This is a genomic window from Acidovorax sp. Leaf73 (assembly GCF_916855635.1).
Lineage (GTDB): Bacteria > Pseudomonadota > Gammaproteobacteria > Burkholderiales > Burkholderiaceae_C > Acidovorax > Acidovorax facilis.
Genome location: NZ_CAKASI010000006.1, coordinates 127623 through 146071, shown reverse-complemented (window position 1 = coordinate 146071; position 18449 = coordinate 127623). Strand labels below are relative to the sequence as shown.

The 18449-nt window shown below is 65.6% G+C and carries 17 protein-coding genes; 5 read left to right on the top strand and 12 right to left on the bottom strand.

Annotation, left to right across the window (positions count from 1 at the left end):
• Positions 1-360 carry a 5-carboxymethyl-2-hydroxymuconate Delta-isomerase gene (locus tag LPA35_RS20340; RefSeq protein ID WP_121507342.1) on the bottom strand — a complete coding sequence of 120 codons (360 nt, stop codon included), beginning with the start codon at positions 358-360 and terminating at the stop codon, positions 1-3.
• 397 nt (positions 361-757) lie between these two features.
• On the opposite strand from LPA35_RS20340, the gene LPA35_RS20335 reads away from it, so the two are divergent.
• Positions 758-1516 carry a carbonic anhydrase gene (locus LPA35_RS20335; protein WP_370641481.1) on the top strand — a complete coding sequence of 253 codons (759 nt, stop codon included), beginning with the start codon at positions 758-760 and terminating at the stop codon, positions 1514-1516.
• Between the two features lie 54 nt (positions 1517-1570).
• On the opposite strand, the gene bioF is transcribed toward LPA35_RS20335, so the two are convergent.
• From bioF to LPA35_RS20290, 9 genes are all read right to left on the bottom strand, one after another.
• Positions 1571-2839, bottom strand: a complete 1269-nt coding sequence (gene bioF / locus LPA35_RS20330; RefSeq protein WP_228898593.1) for an 8-amino-7-oxononanoate synthase — start codon at positions 2837-2839, stop codon at positions 1571-1573.
• Positions 2836-3507 carry a dethiobiotin synthase gene (gene bioD / locus LPA35_RS20325; RefSeq protein ID WP_228898591.1) on the bottom strand — a complete coding sequence of 224 codons (672 nt, stop codon included), beginning with the start codon at positions 3505-3507 and terminating at the stop codon, positions 2836-2838. The genes bioF and bioD overlap by 4 nt, the downstream gene beginning before the upstream one ends.
• Entirely contained in the window at positions 3507-4832 is a 1326-nt protein-coding gene (gene bioA / locus LPA35_RS20320; protein ID WP_228898589.1) for an adenosylmethionine--8-amino-7-oxononanoate transaminase, read from the bottom strand. The genes bioD and bioA overlap by 1 nt, the downstream gene beginning before the upstream one ends.
• A gap of 2 nt (positions 4833-4834) precedes the next feature.
• Positions 4835-5215: an aspartate 1-decarboxylase gene (gene panD / locus LPA35_RS20315; RefSeq protein WP_121421048.1), complete on the bottom strand. Its 381-nt coding sequence runs from the start codon at positions 5213-5215 to the stop codon at positions 4835-4837.
• A gap of 62 nt (positions 5216-5277) precedes the next feature.
• On the bottom strand, positions 5278-5652 hold the full coding sequence (locus LPA35_RS20310; RefSeq protein WP_121421047.1) for a 6-carboxytetrahydropterin synthase: 375 nt from the start codon (positions 5650-5652) through the stop codon (positions 5278-5280).
• A gap of 23 nt (positions 5653-5675) precedes the next feature.
• A complete protein-coding gene (gene queE, locus LPA35_RS20305) occupies positions 5676-6311 on the bottom strand; it encodes a 7-carboxy-7-deazaguanine synthase (protein ID WP_008903450.1) in 636 nt (211 codons plus the stop codon).
• On the bottom strand, positions 6308-7897 hold the full coding sequence (nadB, locus tag LPA35_RS20300) for an L-aspartate oxidase (RefSeq protein ID WP_121421046.1): 1590 nt from the start codon (positions 7895-7897) through the stop codon (positions 6308-6310). The genes queE and nadB overlap by 4 nt, the downstream gene beginning before the upstream one ends.
• 66 nt (positions 7898-7963) lie before the next feature.
• Positions 7964-8827 (bottom strand): ScpA family protein, encoded by an 864-nt coding sequence (locus tag LPA35_RS20295; RefSeq protein ID WP_370641480.1) that lies wholly within the window; start codon positions 8825-8827, stop codon positions 7964-7966.
• 64 nt (positions 8828-8891) lie between these two features.
• Positions 8892-9098 (bottom strand): DUF3460 family protein, encoded by a 207-nt coding sequence (locus LPA35_RS20290; protein WP_055402867.1) that lies wholly within the window; start codon positions 9096-9098, stop codon positions 8892-8894.
• Between the two features lie 77 nt (positions 9099-9175).
• On the opposite strand from LPA35_RS20290, the gene LPA35_RS20285 reads away from it, so the two are divergent.
• A complete protein-coding gene (locus LPA35_RS20285) occupies positions 9176-9688 on the top strand; it encodes an outer membrane protein assembly factor BamE (RefSeq protein WP_228898587.1) in 513 nt (170 codons plus the stop codon).
• Positions 9689-9714: 26 nt separating this feature from the next.
• Here LPA35_RS20285 and LPA35_RS20280 read toward each other — a convergent pair whose 3' ends face one another.
• Positions 9715-11394, bottom strand: a complete 1680-nt coding sequence (locus LPA35_RS20280; RefSeq protein WP_228898585.1) for a SulP family inorganic anion transporter — start codon at positions 11392-11394, stop codon at positions 9715-9717.
• A 311-nt stretch (positions 11395-11705) separates the two neighbouring features.
• On the opposite strand from LPA35_RS20280, the gene LPA35_RS20275 reads away from it, so the two are divergent.
• Entirely contained in the window at positions 11706-12356 is a 651-nt protein-coding gene (locus LPA35_RS20275) for a YitT family protein (protein ID WP_176888632.1), read from the top strand.
• Positions 12357-12754: 398 nt separating this feature from the next.
• Positions 12755-14935 (top strand): FG-GAP repeat protein, encoded by a 2181-nt coding sequence (locus LPA35_RS20270; protein ID WP_228898583.1) that lies wholly within the window; start codon positions 12755-12757, stop codon positions 14933-14935.
• A 116-nt stretch (positions 14936-15051) separates the two neighbouring features.
• Here LPA35_RS20270 and metG read toward each other — a convergent pair whose 3' ends face one another.
• Positions 15052-17151 carry a methionine--tRNA ligase gene (gene metG, locus LPA35_RS20265; RefSeq protein WP_228898581.1) on the bottom strand — a complete coding sequence of 700 codons (2100 nt, stop codon included), beginning with the start codon at positions 17149-17151 and terminating at the stop codon, positions 15052-15054.
• Between the two features lie 174 nt (positions 17152-17325).
• Here metG and LPA35_RS20260 point away from each other — a divergent pair, with 174 nt between their 5' ends.
• Positions 17326-18441: an SMP-30/gluconolactonase/LRE family protein gene (locus LPA35_RS20260; protein WP_228898578.1), complete on the top strand. Its 1116-nt coding sequence runs from the start codon at positions 17326-17328 to the stop codon at positions 18439-18441.
• The last annotated feature ends 8 nt before the right edge of the window (positions 18442-18449 follow it).

The following is an 18449-nucleotide window of genomic DNA, read 5'->3' as shown; positions in this document are numbered from 1 at the left end:
TCAGAGCCGCTCCTTGGCGTATGAGCCCCGGTCCATATCGACGATCTCCACGCTCAGCTGCACCATCACGCCCTGGGGCTTGGGCGTGCGTTCGCGCAGCACGGCGGCGATGCGGTCGGACAGCTCCTTCTTGGCCTCGGGCGTGCGGCCCGCGAGCAGTCGCAGTTGGGCATGTACAAAGGCGCGGTTGGCGGGCGCGATGCCAATCTCGAAGCTGTCGGCCACGATGAAGCGGGTCTTCAGGTCCGCCTCGTCCTGCACCTGGGGGTGGGCGCACAGGGTGGCATTCAGGGCCGTCAGCGTTTCGGCCTCTGGGTAGTGGGGCAGGTTGGCCGAGTATTCAATGGTCAGGTGGGGCATGGAGGGGGTCCGGTTCGGTCGAGTGAATTCACTTCAAAGCCATGGTAGACAGGTTCTAAGAACCTGTTCAAGATCTTTTCAGGGTCGCACAAGTGCCGCAACGCCGCAGGCCGCCCGGCAAGGCACTTGCCCGAAGGGTTGGAGTGAAATCGGGCGATTGGAAGCCTCTGCTGCTTGCATGGGCATGAGCCCATGCGGCGCCTCCGAAGCATCCACGTCCATCACGATGGCACTCCAATGCGATCCCCGAAAAGATTCTGAACAGGTTCTTAAGCCAGCAACCCTTGGGCCGTCAGTGGCACCCAGCAGTTTAAGCCGCCGTTAAGCAAGGCTGCTGACTATCACGCGGCTGCTTGCAGCAGCTTGTTTTTCATCAACTTGTTGTTCCTTAAGAGCCATGACACCCCCCTTCTTGATCCAAAAAACCACATTGTTTGCCCTCCTGCTGTGCGCCGCCACCTGGGCCAGCGCCGAGGGCGCCCACCCGCACTGGGAATACAAGGGCAAACACGGCGCCGCCCACTGGGGCGCGCTGGAGCCTGGTTTTGAGGCCTGTGCACGTGGTGCGGCGCAAAGCCCCATCGACATTCGCAATACCGTGAAAGAGGCGCTGCCTGCGCTGGATTTCCAGTACACGGCAAGTGCCCCCACGCTGGTCAACAACGGGCACACGGTGCAGGTGAACATGCCTGCGGGCAGCAAGCTGGTGGTGGACGGCAAGGCGATGGAGCTGCTGCAGTTCCACTTCCACACCCCCAGCGAGGAGGCCATTGGCGGCAAGCACGCGGCCATGGTGGCCCATTTTGTGCACAAGGCTGCGGACGGAGGACTGGGCGTGGTGGCGGTGCTGATCCAGCCGGGCAAGACGAATGCGGCCTGGGCCCCCATCTTTGCGCACCTGCCGCGTGTGGGTGAGCAGGTGACGGTGGACGGGCTCACGCTGGACGCCAGCACCCTGTTGCCCGCCAAGAAGGGTTATTACAGCTTCGCAGGGTCGTTGACCACGCCGCCCTGTTCCGAAGGCGTGCAGTGGATGGTGCTCAAGGAACCCGTGAAACTGGGTGCCCAGCAGATCAAGGCGTTCCGCCAGCTCTATAACGCCAACGCGCGCCCAGTGCAGCCGCTCAATGGCCGCATCGTGAAAGAAAGCACCTGACTGTGACCAGCCGGTCCGCTGGTTCCAGGGGGCGGCTTAGTCGCAGGTCGATGTTCAGGCGACAACTGCCGCAGGCGCCACGCTGGTGTCTGCGGTTTTTTGGTGAAGAGCCACCACGCAGTCGGCGGCATGTGCCGTCAGCGCTGCCAGCAACGCATCCACATCCGCCGCCGTGTGCGCGGCAGACAGCGCAATGCGCAACCGGGCCGTACCCACGGGCACCGTGGGCGGGCGGATGGCTGGCACCCACAGGCCCCGCTGGCGCAGGCTTTCCATCGCGGCCAGGGCCGCTTCGTTGCTGCCGATGACGAGCGCCTGCACCGCCGTGTGGGATGGCAGCAGGTGCCAGCCCAGTTCCGGGGGCAGCGCGGCCAGGCCTTCGCGCAGTTGCGCAATGCGCTTGCAAAGCCCCTCTCGCAGGTCGTCCGCAGTGGCGATCAGCTCCAGGCTTTTGCGCAATGCGCTTGCCAGCAGGGGCGGTGCGGCCGTGGCAAAGATGTAGGTGCGGGTCTTTTGCAGCAGCCATTCAATGAGTGCAGCATCGCCCGCCACAAAGGCGCCCGCCACGCCCGCCGCCTTGCCCAGCGTGGCCATGTAGAGCACGCGGCGCGAGGCGGTGGTGCCCGTCAGGCCCGCTTGCGCCAGGCTACCGCGCCCTTGGGGGCCGAGAACGCCAAAACCATGGGCGTCGTCCAGCAGCAGCAGCGCGTCGTAGCGCTCGCACAGCGCCAGCAGGGCGGGGATGTCGATCAGGTCGCCATCCATGCTGAACACCGCATCGCTGACCACCAGCTTGCGCCGTGCAGGGCTGGCGGCGAGCGCAGCCTCCAGGGCTGCGAGGTCGGCATGCGGGTAACGATGGATGGTGGCGCGCGACAGGCGCGCGCCATCGATCAGGCAGGCGTGGTTGAGCGCGTCGGAGAAGATCGCATCGCCATCGCCCACCAGCGCGGGGATGATGCCGGTGTTGGTGGCGTAGCCCGCGTAGAAGTACAGTGCACGGGGCAGCTGCACAAAGGCGGCCAGGTCGCGCTCCAGCGCATCGTTCGCGGCGCTGTGGCCGCTGACCAGGGGTGATCCGCCCGAGCCCACGCCAGAGGTGTGCGTGGCGTCGCGAGCGGCCTCGGCCAGCGCAGGGTGGCCGGCCAGGCCCAGGTAGTCGTTGCTGCAAAAGGCCAGCATGGGCTGGCCGTCCACCAGCAGGTGGGCACCGCCCGCGGGTTGCACCACGCGGCGGCGGCGCAGCAGGTGGGCGCGCTCGATGTCGGCCAGGCGCCCCGGGATCTCGTCGAGCCAGGAGGTGGGGTGGGATTCCTGCGTCATAGCCATTCCCCGGGCAGTTCAAACACCAGGCTGCGCGCATCGGGAAGGTCCTGGTACGGCACCTCGGCCAGCAGCGGCACGCCCAGGCGCGCACGCAGGTAGGCGATGTTCTCGTCAGTGGCCTCCATCTCGGGGTCCACACGGTTGGCCACCCAACCCACCAGCACGAGGCCACGCGCCCGGATGGCCTCGGCAGTCAGCAACGCATGGCTGAGGCAGCCCAGCCGTAAACCCACCACCAGCACCACGGGCAGGGCCAGGGCCTGGGCCAGGTCGGCACCGGTCTGGGTGTCGGTCAGCGGCACATGAAAACCGCCCGCGCCCTCCACCACCACGGCATCCGCCTGGGCGGCCAGCGCCTGGTAGCTGCGCACGATGGCCGCGATATCAATCTGCACCCCGGCACGTTCGGCCGCAATGTGGGGCGACAACGGGTCGAGCAGCAGCACGGGGTTGTCCAGCTCGGGTGCGACGGCCAGGGTGGAGGCCGAGCGCAGCGCGATCGCGTCCTCGCTGGCCCAGTCCTCGCCCCAGGGCACCACACCGGCCGCCACGGGCTTCATGCCGACCACACGGCGGTGGTGCGGCGCCAGGGCGTGCAACAGGCCGGTGGACACCAGCGTCTTGCCGACGCCGGTGTCGGTGCCGGTGACAAAACATCCAATCATCAATTCTCCTCTTGCAGCGTGGCGTTCAGCGCAGCGAGCGCGCCGCTGGCCAGGCATTGCACGGCTTCGTCGTCGAGCACGTAGGGCGGCATGGCATACAGCGTCTTGCCGATGGGACGCAGCACCAGCCCCCGCGCCATGGCGTGCTGGTGGTAGCGGCGGGAAAAGTCGGGCAGCGTGGTGTCCACATCCCAGGCCCAGATCATTCCGAGGCGGCGCGCATGGCGCACACGTGGATGCTGTGCCAAGGGTGCGCACGCCGCATCGATGCGTTGCACCAGTGCCTTGTTGGCATTCAGCGCATCCAGCTGTTCAAACAACTCCAGCGTGGCCAGCGCCGCGCGGCAGGCCAGGGGGTTGCCGGTGTACGAGTGCGAATGCAGAAAGCCGCGCGCCACATCGTCGTCGTAGAACGCGGCGTACACCACATCCGTGGTCAGCACGGCCGAGAGCGGCAGCGTGCCGCCCGTCAGGCCCTTGGACAGACAAATGAAATCCGGCCGGATGCCCGCCTGCTGGTGCGCGAACATCGTGCCCGTGCGGCCAAAGCCCACGGCGATCTCGTCCACCACCAGGTGCACCTCGTAGCGGTCGCACAGCGCGCGCGCCAGGCGCAGGTACTCGGGGTCGTGCATCGCCATGCCAGCAGCACATTGCACCAGCGGTTCGACAATGAAGGCGGCGGTGGTGGTGTGGTGGTCCTGCAGCCAGGTCTCCAGCGCGGCGGCGGCGCGCCGGGCCACGTCCTGTGCGGTTTCGCCAGGGGCTGCGCTGCGCGCATCGGGGCTGGGCACGGTGTCGGCCAGGCGCACCAGCGGGGCATAGGCCTCGCGGAAGATCGCGATGTCGGTCACGGCCAGCGCGCCCACGGTTTCGCCGTGGTAGCCACCGGCCAGGCCTACGAAGCGGCTCTTGGCGGGGCGCCCGGTGTTGCGCCAGTAGTGCGCGCTCATCTTGAGTGCAATCTCGGTGGCAGCGGCGCCGTCGCTGCCGTAGAACGCATGGCCCAGGCCAGTGAGGGTGGCCAGGCGCTCGGACAGCTCCACCACCGGCGCATGGGTGAAGCCCGCCAGCATCACGTGGTCGAGCTGGCCCAGCTGGTCCACCAGCGCGGCCTGGATGTGTGGGTGGCTGTGGCCGAACAGGTTGACCCACCAGGAGCTGATGCCGTCCAGGTAACGCTGGCCGTCGGTGCCATAGAGCCACGGGCCCTGGGCGCGCGCAATGGCCACGGGCGGCTGGGCCTCGTGCCGCTTCATCTGCGTGCAGGGGTGCCAGACGGCGGCCAGGCTGCGGGCCACCAGCCCGTCGTGTTGTGGCTGCATGCTTACAGGGCCTGGGTGGGCACGGCGTGGCGCAGTTCGGTCTGGCGGTTGTGCTCGTCCACAAACACCAACTGGGGCTGGTGCGTGGCCACCTGGTCTTCATGCACCTGGGCGAAGGCGGCAATGATGATGAGGTCGCCTGCGGATGCGCGGCGTGCGGCCGATCCGTTCACCGAGATCATGCCGCTGCCGCGCTGGCCCTTGATGGCGTAGGTGACGAAACGCTCGCCGTTGTTGATGTTCCAGATGTGGATCTGCTCGTTCTCGGCGATGTTGGCCGCATCGAGCAGGTCTTCGTCGATGGCGCAGGAGCCTTCGTAGTGCAGCTCGCACTGGGTCACGGCCACGCGGTGGATCTTGGATTTGAGCAGAGTGCGGAACATCGGCTTCCTTCAATGAAGTCTGTGAATGGGGGAGGGCCTGCCGACGGCAGGGCCGTGGTCGGTCAGGGCTGCGGAAAGTCCAGCATGCAGCTGTCGCCCAGCGCTTCGCGCCACACGCGCACACGACTCACGCTGGCGCGCAGGTCGGCGGGCAGCGCCTGGGCGATGAAAACGCACAGGTTCTCCAGCGTCGGCGTGCCCAGGCCAGGCACGTCGTCCAGCATGTGGTGGTCCAGCTGCTCGCGCACCACCTCCAGGCCCCTGCGCAGCAGGCCCAGGTCCAGCACCATGCCGGTGGCGGGGTCGCGTGGGCCGCTCAAAAAGACCTCGGCGTGGTAGGTATGGCCGTGCACGCGGCGGCTGCCTTCGGCCTCGATCTCGCGGCGCAGGGTGTGGGCAGCGTCGAAGAAGAAGCGCTGGGAGATGGTGAACAACATACGGGAACCAAGAAGAGAGCAGCTCAACGGATGCCGGTGAGCTTGTGGGTTTGCAGGCTCAATCGCCATGCGGGGTGGGCCAGGCAGGCGTCAATGCAAGCGGCAGTGTTCTGTCGCTGCAGAAGGCCATCCATGGGCTGCAGAAAGCGGTGGGTGAACTGCGTGTCCTGCTCCAGCGCCTGCAGGTCAAAGCCCGGCTGGGGCCACACGAGCTTCAGTTCCTGCCCGCTGCGCTGCACCCACGGGGCACCCGCCTTGGGGCTGATGCACAGCCAGTCGATGCCCTCGGGCGCAATCACGGTGCCGTTGCTTTCAACCGCAATGCGAAATTGCTGCGCGTGCAGCGCGTCGATGAGTGCCGTATCGACCTGCAGAAGGGGTTCGCCACCCGTCAGCACCACCAGGCGATGGCCCGCGCCTGCAGGCCATTGGGCGGCGATCAATTCCGCCAGTGCCGTGGCCGTTTCGAACTTGCCGCCCAGCGTGCCGTCGGTGCCCACAAAGTCGGTGTCGCAGAACTGGCAGATGGCCTGCGCGCGGTCCTGCTCGCGGCCCGTCCAGAGGTTGCAGCCTGCAAAGCGGCAGAACACCGCGGGTGTGCCCGCCTGGCCGCCTTCGCCTTGCAGGGTGTAGAAAATTTCTTTGACGCTGTAGGTCATCGGGCCACCGGTGGTACGAGAAGGGTGGGGGCCGCAGGCGCGGCCATCTCGGGGTAATCGCGGCTGAAATGCAGGCCCCGGCTTTCGCGGCGCAGCTGGGCGCTTTTCACGATCAGGTCGGCCACCTGCACCAGGTTGCGCAGCTCCAGCAGGTCGCGTGTGACGTGGAAATGGGCGTAGAACTCCTGAATCTCGCCCTGCAGCATGGCAATGCGGTGGGCGGCACGTTCCAGGCGCTTGTTCGTGCGCACGATGCCCACGTAGTCCCACATGAAGCGGCGCAACTCGTCCCAGTTGTGGGAGATGACGACGGATTCATCCGCATCGGTCACGCGGCTGTCGTCCCAGGCGGGAACGGTGGGCAGTTCTGTGGTCGGGGCTGCTGCGATGGCCTGCGCGGCGGCGCGGGCGAACACCATGCATTCGAGCAGCGAGTTGCTGGCCAGGCGGTTGGCGCCATGCAGGCCGGTGCAGGCCACCTCGCCCACGGCGTACAGACCGGGCAGGTCGGTGCGGCCCGCCAGGTCGGTCAGCACGCCGCCGCAGGTGAAGTGGGCCGTGGGCACCACGGGGATGGGCTCCTTGGTGATGTCGATGCCCAGCGACGCGCAGTGCGCGAGGATGTTGGGGAAGTGCTCTTGCAGAAACGCGGGGCTCTGGTGCGAGATGTCCAGGTGTACGCAGTCCAGGCCGTGTTTCTTCATCTCGAAGTCGATGGCGCGGGCCACCACGTCGCGCGGGGCCAGCTCGGCGCGCGGGTCGTGGTCGAGCATGAAGCGCGTGCCGCCGGCCGAGGGGGGCAGCTTGAGTTGCCCGCCCTCGCCGCGCACGGCCTCGCTGATGAGGAAGGACTTTTCGTGCGGGTGGTACAGGCCCGTGGGGTGGAACTGGATGAACTCCATGTTCGCCACGCGGCAGCCCGCGCGCCAGGCGGCGGCAATGCCGTCGCCCGTGGCGGTGTCGGGGTTGGTGGTGTACAGGTACACCTTGCCTGCGCCGCCCGTGGCCAGGATGGTTTGTGGCGCGCGGAAGGTCACGACCTCGTCGGTGTCGCTGTCCAGCGCATACAGGCCCAGGCAGCGGTGACCCGGCAAGCCCAGCTTGCGCGTGGTGATCAGGTCCACCAGCGTGTGCTGCTCAAACAGCGTGATGCCGGGCGTGGCGCGCACCACGTCGATCAGCGTGCGCTGCACGGCCGCGCCGGTGGCGTCGGTCACGTGGGCAATGCGGCGCGCGCTGTGGCCGCCTTCGCGCGTCAGGTGCAGCTGGTCGCCTTCGAGCGTGAAGGGCACACCCAGCTTGCGCAGCCAGGCAATCGAGGCGGGGGCGTTCTCCACCACAAAGCGCGTGGTGGCCAGGTCGCACAGGCCTGCGCCGGCGACCAGCGTGTCTTCAATGTGGGCGGCAAAGCTGTCGTCGTCAGCCAGCACGGCGGCAATGCCGCCCTGGGCCCAGCCGCTCGATCCATCCTGCAGCGTGCGCTTGGTGATGACGGCCACGCGGTGGGTGGGCGCCAGGTGCAAGGCAGCCGAGAGGCCAGCGAGGCCGCTGCCTACGATGAGAACGTCGAAGTCGTGGGATGCCATGGCTTGCGGGTGAAGAAAGGGGTAACGCCACGGCCACCGGCCAGGGCGGTGAACAGGGGAGCCAGCCTAGACCGGCGTGTAAGCGAGGCGCACGTAAATGGGGGCAAAAGCCTCGGCCTGCGTGATCTCGATCAGCGTCTCTTTGGCCAGCTCCAGCAGGGCGATGAAGGTCACCACCAGCACGGTGCTGCCTTTTTCGGGCTCGAAGAGTTCTTCAAACTCCACAAAGCGGCGGCCCTGCAGCGTTTTGAGCACCATGCTCATGTATTCGCGCACCGAGAGTTCCTCGCGCGTGATCTTGTGGTGCTGCACAAGCTTGGCGCGTTTGAGGATGTCGCGCCAGGCGTCCTGCAGCTCCACCACGTGCACGTCCGGAAAGCGCGGCTGCAGGCTTTGTTCGATGTAGACCTGGGCCTTCAGGAAGTCGCGGCCGTACTGCGGCATGTGCGACAGGCGCATGGCCGCCATCTTCATTTGCTCGTATTCGAGCAGGCGGCGCACCAGCTCGGCGCGGGGGTCTTCGGGCTCCTCGCCGCCTTCCTGCTTCTTGGGCGGCAGCAGCATGCGCGACTTGATCTCGATGAGCATCGCCGCCATCAGCAAATACTCGGCCGCCAGCTCCAGGTTGCGGCTGCGGATCTCGTCCACATACGCCAGGTACTGCTTGGTGACCCCCACCATGGGGATGTCGAGGATGTTGAAGTTCTGCTTGCGGATCAGGTACAGCAGCAAATCGAGCGGGCCTTCGAAGGCTTCGAGGAAGACTTCGAGCGCATCGGGCGGGATGTACAGGTCTTGCGGCAGCGCAAACAGCGGCTCGCCGTACAGGCGTGCCAGCGCCACCTGATCCACCACCACGGGCATGCCTGCCGCGTCCAGCGCGGACAGATCCGGCGAATCGGCCACGTTGGCTTCGTTCGCTGTGGTCATGGTTTGCTATTAAAAAATGAGCTGCTAGAGCTTATTGAATAAGCGCTAGAGGCCATTTTGATGCTTAGTCTGCGTTGGTCTGGTAGACGTACGGCTTTTGCTCCACCTGGCCTTCGCGGTATTCGGTCCAGATGCTGCGGTCCACCTTCTTGTCCCACAGCAGGGCACGGCCTGCCAGCTGCTGGCTTTCCAGTTCGGGGCGGCTGGCCTTGAGCTGGTTGATGAACTGGGTGGCGTCGGATTGGTAATCGGGGCGGCGGAAAATAGACATGGACTGTGAATCTCTTTCTTGGAACGCATCAGGCACAGTGACGCACCAAAGGTCCAAGATTTTACCGGGACGAATTTATGCGCTTGATATATCGCGCCGCTGCCCTGGCGGCCGCCACCTTTTCCCTGCTGGTGCTCACTGCCTGCGACCCGCAACGCATCAGTGAACTGAAGGAGGGTGTATCGACCGAAGCCGATGTGCGCGACCGCTTTGGCGCCCCCGAGAACGTGTGGGACGAGCCCGACGGTGCCCGCACCTTCGAATACAACCGCCAGCCCGCAGGCCAGGTCAACTACATGATCACCATCGGCCCCGACGGCCGCATGACCGCGCTGCGCCAGGTGCTCACGCCCGAGACCTTCGCGCGCGTCGTGCCTGGCATGCGCATGGACGAGGTGCGCCGCCTGCTGGGCAAACCCGCCAAGGCCACGCCCTACGAGCTGAAGAAAGAAACCTGGGTGGACTGGCGCTATCTGGAGGCGCCCAACCAGGCCAAGGTGTTCACGGTGGTCCATGGGCCTGACCTCGTGGTGCTGCGCACGCAGACGGGGGCCGACCTGGACGCGCCGGAGTTCAAGGGAGGCAAGTAAACCGTTGCCCCGTGCCCTGCCGACAGCTACACATCCACGCTGGCGCCGCCCTGGGCGGCCAGCCGGTCGGCAAAGCCCGATCGCTCGATCAGCGAGCGTGGCTGCTCGTGCAGGTTCACCACCGACATGCGCCCACCGCGCGCTGCCACGGCTTTGAGGATCTGCTCCAGCGCATCCAGCCCGGTCGTGTCCAGCGCCACCAGCTCGCAGGCGTCCAGCACCACATCCATGCCGGGCGGGCCGGTTTCCACTGCCTGCACGATGGGGTCGATCTTGGCGGCTGCACCAAAAAACAGCGCGCCGTGCAGGCGCCAGCGGGCCACAGTGCGCTGGCCCGGCGCAGCGCTCGGCGGTGGAGGAGTGGGCTCGGGCTCGCGCACCGCGCGAAACAACCCGCTCATGCGCCGCACAAACAGCGCGCAGGCCATGAACAGGCCCACCTCCACCGCCACCGTGAGGTCGAACACCACCGTGAGGAAAAACGTGCCCAGCATCAGCAGCCGATAGTGGTTGCTGAAATGCTTGAGCCGCACAAACTCGTGCCACTCGCCCATGTTCCAGGCCACAAACAGCAAGATGCCCGCCAGCACCGCCAGCGGAATGTGCAGCGCCAGCGGCGCAGCCACCAGCACGATCGCCAGCAGCGTGAGTGCATGCACCATGCCCGCTACCGGCGACGTGGCGCCCGCGCGGATGTTGGTCACCGTGCGCGCAATGGTGCCGGTGGCCGGCATGCCGCCAAAAAACGGCACGATCATGTTGGCCGCGCCCTGGGCCATCAGCTCTTGGTTGGGGTTGTGTTTTTTGTGGTGCGGGTCGGTGGCCAGCTGGTCGGCCACGCGGGCGCACAGCAGCGACTCGATGGCACCCAGCAACGCGATGGTGAGTGTGGGGGTGACCAGCAGCCGCACCGTCTCCCACGAAAAATCGGGGAGCGCAAACACCGGCAGCGCCTGCGGAATGCCTCCAAAGCGCGAGCCGATGGTCTCCACCGGAAACCTGAGCCCCCAGGCCAGCAGGCTCAGCACCACCAGCGCCACCACGGGTGCGGGCACGCGGGCAAACCGGCGCACCGTGTGCCCCTCCATGAGCCGGATCACCGGCGAGCCCTTGAGGAACAGCCGTGGCCAGAGGAACAGCAGCGCCACACACGCCAGCCCCAGCCCGAACGCATAGGGGTTGAAGGTGCCGATGTGCTGCGCCAGCGTGCTCACCTGCGAGAAGAAGTTGCCCGGCATGCGGTCAATCGACAAGCCCAGCCAGTCTTTCACCTGTGACAGCGCAATCAGCACCGCAATGCCGTTGGTAAAGCCGATCACGATGCTGACCGGCACAAACCGCACCAGCGTGCCCAGGCGAAACAACCCCAGCAGCACCAGAATCACGCCCGCGCATGCGGTAGAGATCAGCAGATTGGCCACGCCATAGCGCTCCACAATGCCGTAGACGATCACGATGAACGCGCCCGCCGGCCCACCAATCTGCGTGTTGGCGCCCCCCAAGGCAGAGATGAGGAAGCCCGCAATGATGGCCGTCCACAGCCCCGCCTCGGGCTTCAGGCCGCTGGCAATCGCAAACGCCATGGCCAGCGGCAGCGCCACAATGCCCACCGTGACCCCCGCACCCACGTCGGCCAGCCAGCGGCTCTTGGTGTAGCCGCGCAGGGCGTCGATCAGGCGGGGGCGAAAGGCGGGCGAAAACGGCATGGAGGCAACCAGTGTAGTGAGCGCTTCTTGAAGTGCAACCGATGGCGGTCCCAACCGCCCGATGGCGTCACACCGGCGCTGCAATAGCGCCACAACAGGGCCACAAACAGAGCCTGCGCAACTTCGATAGCTTCAGCTCCATGTCGGTGTCGTACCGAATTTGCTCCTAACTTAATAGCTATTGACGCTTGCTGTATAAGCGATGGATGACAAAAATGCCTGAAATCTGCCAAGACTGGCAAGGGAAAGCAGCCCCTGCGCACTGGCGCGTTGCTTGCTAGTTGTGGTGCACTGCATCCCCACCTGCTCCCATGCCCGACACCCTTCACCCTCCTGCCATGCCGACGCCCGAAATGTCCCCCCCGCCATCGCTGCGCCACGGCCTGTTCGAAGACGCGCAGGCCCTGTTCGCGGGCACCTTGTTTGTGGCCATGGCGCTCATGCTTTTCAACCAGGCGGGCCTGCTGGTGGGCGGCACCGCGGGCGTGGCGTTTTTGCTGCACTACGTCACGGGCATTTCGTTCGGCAAGCTGTTTTTTGTGGTCAACCTGCCGTTCTACTGGTTTGCCTGGACGCGCATGGGCCACGAGTTCACCATCAAGACCTTTGTCTGCGTGGGCCTGCTGTCGCTGCTGACCGAGCTGTTTCCGCACGTGATGCATGTGGACTACCTGAACCCGCTGTTCGCCTCGCTGCTGGGCGGGCTCCTGCTGGGCACAGGCTGTTTGTTTCTGGCGCGCCACCGCTCCAGCCTGGGCGGTGCCACGGTGGTGTCGCTGTACCTGCAAAGCCGCTATGGCATGCGGGCGGGCAAGGTGCAGATGATGATCGACGGCTCCGTGGTGCTGCTGGCGCTGTTCGTGGTGCCGGTCGAGCGTGTGGCGTATTCGGTGCTGGCCGTGCTGGTGATGAGCGGGTTCTTGTGGATCAGCCACCGGCCAGGGCGCTACGTGGGGCATTGAGGGACGGGGCCGCCAGCGCGACGGCCGCCTGTCTCCGATCGTGACCGAGTCCTCAGGGGTCTGAGCTCCCGTCGAACGCCCCTGCGCGACTCCATTGCACCCGTCAACCCTGCTTCGGTGGGGGTGTGTTTGCGCGTCCACCCACCATAGAGTTCGTGCTACCCCGCCTGCGCCCGCACGAGGGGCGCCGGGCTCGCCCGCGCCTCCTGAATGGGTGAAGTGCCCACCCCGTTCACATGCCCGGAGGACCCTTGATGTACCGAACTTATTCCGCCAGCGCTGAAGCACTGTGGGCGAGGCTTGGTGGGGCGGCAAGGCTGCTTCTTCTGATTGCGAGCGGAGTCTTGATGGCCTGCGGCGGTGGCGAAGACCCTGCTGCGCCCCCGCCGCCCCCGCCCGTGGCGCAACATGCTGTGGGCGGCACTGTGACGGGACTGGTGGGCACGCTCGTCCTGGCCAACGGCACGGAGGCGGAGCTGACCATCACGGCGAACGGCAGCTATGCCACCAACGTTTTGCAGGGCCAGGCCTACAACATTGTTGTGCGTACCCAGCCCGCCGGGCAGACCTGTGTTGTGGAAAACGGTTCGGGTGTGGTGGCAGGCCCGGTTACCAACATCTTGGTGACATGCACCACCAATACCTACACCGTCGGTGGATCGATCACGGGCCTGCTGGGCGTGGTGACGTTGCGGCTCAACGGCGCTGCGGATCTGCTGGTGGCCACCAATGGCGTTTTCGGGTTTGCCTCACCGCTGACCCATGGCAGCTCTTACGCCGTGACGGTGCATGTACAGCCTGCGAATCAGGTTTGCACAGTAGAGGCTGGCACCGGGGTTGTCGTGGCGCCCGTGACCCAAGTGAGAGTGCGTTGCAGCACCGTCTCATCGCCTCCGCCTCCTGCTCCCCCCCCTCCACCGGCTCCCCCCACGCCGGGTGGCCTGGGGATTGCCTATGGGACGAAGGCACTGGTCTTTTCGTGGACCTCGACGCCCGGCGCAACCCGCTACACGGTGTACGAAGACCCGGACGGCGCGGGCCCGCTGGCACCCGCGCAAATCGGGTCGACCGCGGCCACCGGGCTGACCTACGCAGTTCCGGTGCTGCTGCACCTTCGGGTGAATGCGACGTACACCGTGCAAGCCTGCAACGCGGGCGGGTGCAGTGCCCCATCGACCTCCATGGCGGCAGACATGGTGCGTGCCATTGGCTACTTCAAGGGATCGACTACCACCGTCGAAGGCCGGTTTGGCAACCGCGTGGCCTTGTCCAGCAACGGCTCCACCCTGGCCGTGGGGGCGTATGGAGAGGGTGGCAACACGGGGGCGGTATACGTATTCACGAAGAGCGGCGCCACGTGGTCGCAGCAGGCGCGCATTGCGGCCCCCAACGGCGAGGCCAACGATTATTTTGGCAATGCCGTGGCCTTGTCGGCCGACGGCAACACGCTGGCCATTGGCGCGGATGGCGAGAGCGGCGACCAGAAGGGCACGTTCTCGACGATGCCGACCACCAATAACCTGGCCAGCAACTCAGGCGCCGTCTATGTATATGCCCGCACGGGCGCCGTCTGGTCGCAGCAGGCATTCATCAAGGCGAACAACGCGGATGCCGACGATCTTTTCGGTTCATTCGTAGCCCTCTCGAACGACGGCAACACCCTGGCGGTGGGGGCCTATAACGAGGATGGTGACCTGACTGGAACACACGGCAATGGAGCTTATGCTGCGTCCGGGGCCGCCTATGTCTTTGCCCGCACGGGCACCAGCTGGGCGCAGCAAAGTTACCTCAAGGCCTCCAATGCAGGCGCGGGAGATTTCTTCGGCATCTACCTCAGTCTGTCTGGCGCAGGCGACACCCTGGCGGTGGGCGCGTTCTTTGAGCGCAGCGCCTTGGCGAGTGATCCTGCGGACGACACCCTGGCCAATGCGGGTGCGGCTTACGTGTTCCAGCGCAATGCGGGGGCATGGTCGCAGCAGGCCTATCTGAAGGCACCCAGTCCCAAGGCGCAGGACCGCTTCGGCGTCTCGGTCATCCTGTCAGGCGACGGCAACACGCTGGCGGTTGGCATGGACGGAGACAGCAGCAACTACACAGGTACCTTCGTAGTGCCGCCACCGAGCAACACCCTGGCACTCAACTCTGGCGCGGTGTTTGTGTTCATTCGCGCAGGTGGCGTCTGGCAGTCACAGGCGTACTTGAAAGCCTCCAACACCCGCACCCCCCACCGGTTTGGCAACAACTTGGCGATGTCCAGCGACGGCAACACGCTGGTGGTGCCGTCGTACCGCGACGACAGCAATGCGCGCGGATTCAATGGCGACCCGGCCAACACCGCCGCTGCGGATGCGGGCGCTGTGCTGGTGTTCCGCCGCAGCGCGGGCACCTGGGCGCAACAAGCCTACCTGAAGGCACCCAATACGGGCGCTGGGGACCGGTTTGGTGGCCGTGTGGCGATATCGGGTGACGGCACTACCCTGGCCGTGGGGGCATCCACCGAAGACAGTGGATCGACTGGCATTGGGGGCAATCAGTCGGACGAAAGCAGCGCCAACGCGGGCTCGGTGTACCTTTACTGAGAGCTTGCTTCAGGGCGGCAGTCAACATGCCACCCCTTCCTCTATCGGCGGATGGCGAGGGGCTCAGCACCCCTCGGCATCCTTGACGGTTGCTTTGTCTATGAGCGTTGCACGCCTTACCGCACCCGCATGCCGGGCGTGGCGCCGGGCCAGGGGTTGAGCACGTAGATGCCGGGGTTGGCCTTTTCGTCGCCATGGCTGGCGGCCAGCACCATGCCTTCGCTCACGCCAAACTTCATCTTGCGCGGCGCCAGGTTGGCCACCATCACGGTGTGCTTGCCCACCAGATCTTCGGGCTTGTAAGCGCTGGCAATGCCGCTGAACACGTTGCGCGTACGGCCTTCGCCCACGTCCAGCGTCAGGCGCAGCAGCTTGGTGGAGCCCTCGACCGGCTCGCAGTTCACGATCAGCGCAATGCGCAGGTCGATCTTGGTGAAGTCGTCGATGGTGATAGTGGGGGCGAGTTCTTCGCCGCCAGGATGGGAGTTGGCTGCTACGGTTTCAGTAGCTGCTGGCGCTTGTTCTGCTTGCGCTGGGGCTTCAAACAGTGCTTCAAGCTGTTCGGGGGTGACGCGCTGCATCAGGTGCTGGTAGGGCTGGATGGCCTGCACGTCCCCCGCCACGTTCCACTGCTGCATGTTCACGCCCACAAAGCCTTGCACCGCTTGGGCCAGGCCCGGCAGCACGGGGGCCAGGTAGCGGGTGAGTGCGGCGAAGGCGTTCACGAGCACCGAGCACACCTGGTGCAGGGCCTCGTTGTTGGCCGCGTCCTTGGCCAGATCCCAGGGCTTGTTCTGGTCCACATAGGCGTTGACCTTGTCGGCCAGCAGCATGATCTCGCGCGTGGCCTTGCTGTATTCCCGCGTTTCGTACATCTGCGCGATGGCGTCGCTGGCACCGCGCACCTCGGCCAGCAGGGCTGCGCCCGTGGTGCCAAATTGGTCGGTCAGCTTGCCGTCAAAGCGCTTGGTCAAGAAGCCCGCCGCCCGGCTGGCAATGTTCACGTATTTGCCGATCAAATCGCTGTTCACACGCAGCATGAAGTCTTCGGCATTGAAGTCGATGTCCTCGTTGCGCGCGCTCAGCTTGGCCGCCAGGTAGTAGCGCAGCCATTCGGCATTCATGTTCAGGCTCAGGTACTTGAGCGGGTCCAGGCCCGTGCCCCGGCTCTTGCTCATCTTCTCGCCGTTGTTCACGGTCAAGAAGCCGTGCACAAACACGTTGTTGGGTGTCTTGCGGCCGCTGAAGTGCAGCATGGCGGGCCAGAACAGCGTGTGGAAGGTGACGATGTCCTTGCCGATGAAGTGGTACTGCTCCATCGCCGGGTCGGCCATGTAGGCGTCGTAGCTTTCGCCGCGCTTTTCCAGCAGGTTCTTGAGTGACGCGAGGTAGCCCACGGGGGCATCCAGCCACACGTAGAAGTATTTGCCGGGCGCGTCGGGGATCTCGATGCCGAAGTAGGGTGCGTCGCGGCTGATATCCCAGTCGCCCAGGCCTTCGCTGGTGGTGCCGTCGGGGTTGGTGCGGACGGTGAACCATTCCTTGATCTTGTTGGCCACCTCGGGCTGCAGCTTGCCGTCCTGCGTCCAGTTCTCCAGAAACTCCACGCAGCGCGGGTCCGACAGCTTGAAGAAGAAGTGCTCTGAATTCTTCAGCTCGGGCTTGGCACCCGACAGGGCCGAGAAGGGGTTGATCAGGTCGGTGGGGGCGTACACCGTGCCGCACACCTCGCAGTTGTCGCCATACTGGTCCTTGGCGTGGCACTTGGGGCATTCGCCCTTGATGTACCGGTCGGGCAGGAACATGTTCTTCTCGGGGTCGAAGAACTGCTCGATGGTGCGTACTTCGATCAGGCTGCCATCGGCGCGGTCGCGCAGGTCGCGGTAGATCTGGCGGGCCAGTTCATGGTTTTCGGGCGCATCGGTGCTGTGCCAGTTGTCAAAGCTGATGTGAAAACCGTCCAGGTACTGCTTGCGACCGGCGGCGATGTCGGCCACGAACTGCTGGGGCGTCTTGCCGGCCTTTTCGGCGGCAATCATGATGGGCGCACCGTGGGTGTCGTCCGCACCCACAAAGTTGACCGCGTTGCCCTGCATCCTTTGGTACCGCACCCAGATGTCGGCCTGGATGTATTCCATGATGTGGCCGATGTGGAAGTTGCCGTTGGCATACGGCAGGGCGGTGGTAACGAAGAGTTTGCGGGCGGAGGTCGTCATGAAAAGCGGCTTTCTCAGGCGGAACCCGCGATTTTAGGCGGTCGTCAGTATCCCTGGCCATTGCGGGCGCTGCGGTGGCCTCCCCAGGTCGCGCAGGTGCCAATCAGGGCGTGCGTGCAGGCCGCCTATGGCGCCACAATGCCCCGCATTCCAACAATCAACAGGAGACGACACATGGCCAGCACATGGGCAAAACGGGTGGGGTGGGGCGTGGGTGGCGCGATATTGGCGGTGGCTGCCTATCTGGCGGCGTGGCCTGTGCCCATTCAGCCGGTGGCCTGGACCGCGCCTGCCGCCCCCGGCTACCAGGGCGTCCATGCCCCCAACCAGCGCCTGGCCCAGCTGAACATCATCGACCTCAAGGGCGAGGTGGGCCCCGAGCACATCGCCTTTGGCAAGGACGGCAAGCTCTACACCACCGTGCTCAGCGGCAGAATTTTGCGCATGAACCCCGACGGCTCGGGTCAGGAGGTGTTTGCCAACACCGGCGGGCGGGTGCTGGGGTTCGACTTCGATGCGGCGGGCCACCTGATTGCGGCCGATGCGGTCAAGGGGCTGCTGTCCATCGCGCCCGATGGCAAGGTCACCCTGCTGGCCGACAAGGTGGGCAACGACCCCATCCGCTATGCCGACGCCGTGGTGGTGGCCCAAAGCGGAAAGATGTACCTGAGCGACGCCTCCACCCGTTTTGCCCCCAAGGACTGGGGCGGTACGTTTGAGGCCAGCGTGCTCGATATCCTGGAGCAGGCCAGCACGGGCCGGGTGATCGAATACGACCCCGCCACCCGCACCGCACGCGTGGTGGCCCGGGGCATCAGCTTTGCCAACGGCGTGGCGCTGAGCCAGGACGAGAAAAGCCTGTTCGTCAACGAAACCGGCAAATACCGGGTGTGGAAGATTGCGGTGGATGCGAATGACCTCGACATCGCCCAGCCCAGTCCCCAGGCCCGCGTGCTGCTCGACAACCTGCCCGGCTACCCCGACAACCTGATGCGCGGGCAGGGCGGCAAGGTGTGGCTGGGCTTTGCCAAGCCGCGTGGGGCGGCCATCGACAACATGGCGGGCAAGCCCTGGCTGCGCAGCCTGACCCTGCGCCTGCCGCGTGCGCTGTGGCCCATTCCCCAGCCCTACGGCCATGTGATTGCGTTCACCGACGATGGCAAGGTGGTGGCCGACCTGCAGGACCCGAGTGGCGCCTACCCCGAGACCACTGCGATCACCGAGACGGCGGACCGGCTGTATGTGCAGAGCCTGCACGCGCACGGCCTGGGGTGGCTGCCCAAGCCGTAGGGTTCAGG